Raw genomic sequence first — 1,438 nt, 5'->3', positions numbered from 1 at the left:
ACGCGTAGACTTTTTGATGACGCGTCAATACCGGTCCGTCGTATCATCCGGAATTCATCCAACGCCAGGAGTCTTGAGCCGATGATCCTGATTTCCCGTACTTCCCTACGTCGCTGGTCTGCGATGGCGACAATCGCCATCGTTGCAGCGACATCGGCGCTACCCGCGCAAGCCCAACACGATCGACGTGGTGGTGGCGGTTACGGCCGACCCGAGTATCGCGGTGGCGGGTATCACGGCGGCGGCGGGTATCACGGCGGCGGCGGGTATCACGGCGGTGGCGGGTATGGTGGTGGCGACCTGGTCGGTGGCCTGGTTGTGGGCGCGCTCCTTGGCGCTGTCGCTGGCGCGGCCATTTCGAACGCGACGCAGGCACCGCCAGCCGATGTCTATTCCGCGCCCCCGCCCCCACCGCCCCCGGGCGCCTACTACTATCCAAACAGTTACCCAGCCGGTTACTAAAATACGTGCCATGGCGCGGCACCAACACATGGAACGTCAGAGCGACGCACAGTTGTTGCCTGCAGCCCATCTATCAGCGAGCATCCAGCCATGAAAAAATTGGTCCGTAAGACTGTTGTTCCCACCTTGTTCGTCCTTGCCTTCTGCACCACTTCCGCGTGGGCGCAAACGACGGCGGCAAGTAGTCCGGTCGCCGCATCTTCCGCTGTTGCACATCAAGCGCAGAAGCATGGCGACTTCGTGGAGCAACGGATTGACCAACTCCATTCCGAATTGAAGATCACCGCCCAGCAGTCGCAGCAGTGGGATGCGTATGCACAGGTCATGCGCGACAACGCTCATAGCACCGACGCTGCAATACGGGATCGTGCTCAAAAACTGGAGTCGTTGAGTGCCGACGACGCGATGAAGTCTTATGCATCGCTGGCTCAGTTGCATGCCGACAACATGCAGAAGCTCGCGACCGCATTCAGTGCGCTCTACGCCTCGCTGTCCAACGATCAGAAGGCGGTTGCCGACAAGTTGTTCCGCAACCAGCATGGGCGCCCGCACATAAAACATTCCTGGCACAAGCCGGCTGCATCTTCTGGCGCAGCTTCGGCTCCGGTCCCGGCATCGAACTGACCGTTCGCCGTAGGGTTCTCAGTCGGGGGCGAAGCCTTATCACGCCAGCGGATTGCCCAATTCGCGCAGCATCCGCATCCCGATTGCGGAAAAGGCCATCGACATCCCGCCAGTTCCTGTCGATCCCTGGACCATAGAGCAGTTCCCGACGCCTGCCGCTTCATCAATCCGCGCGTATTCCTGCCGACGCTCGTGCTGGACGACGGCACGGTGCTCGGCGAAACGCCCGTCATCATGATGTGCTACCTCGCCACTGGCGGTAGCCGGCCACCTGCCGGCTATTTGACCCGAAAAGCTGAAGGGCTCTTCCGGGTCGTCTCACACCTGTTGCATTAAGCGTGCGCCCGAAGCG

1 protein-coding gene is annotated in these 1,438 nt (G+C 61.0%); it reads left to right on the top strand.

Annotated features, from left to right (window positions below):
* The first annotated feature begins 552 nt into the window (after positions 1-552).
* Positions 553-1,086 (top strand): Spy/CpxP family protein refolding chaperone, encoded by a 534-nt coding sequence (locus V8683_RS31300; RefSeq protein ID WP_411188330.1) that lies wholly within the window; start codon positions 553-555, stop codon positions 1,084-1,086.
* Positions 1,087-1,438 lie beyond the last annotated feature (352 nt).

The organism is Paraburkholderia sp. AV2 (assembly GCF_054968425.1).
This window is presented reverse-complemented; position numbering and strand designations above follow the sequence as displayed.

Coding starts and splice junctions, on each gene's coding strand:
- V8683_RS31300 (WP_411188330.1), top strand. CDS start 553: ATGAAAAAATTGGTCCGTAAGACTGTTGTTCCCACCTTGTTCGTCCTT.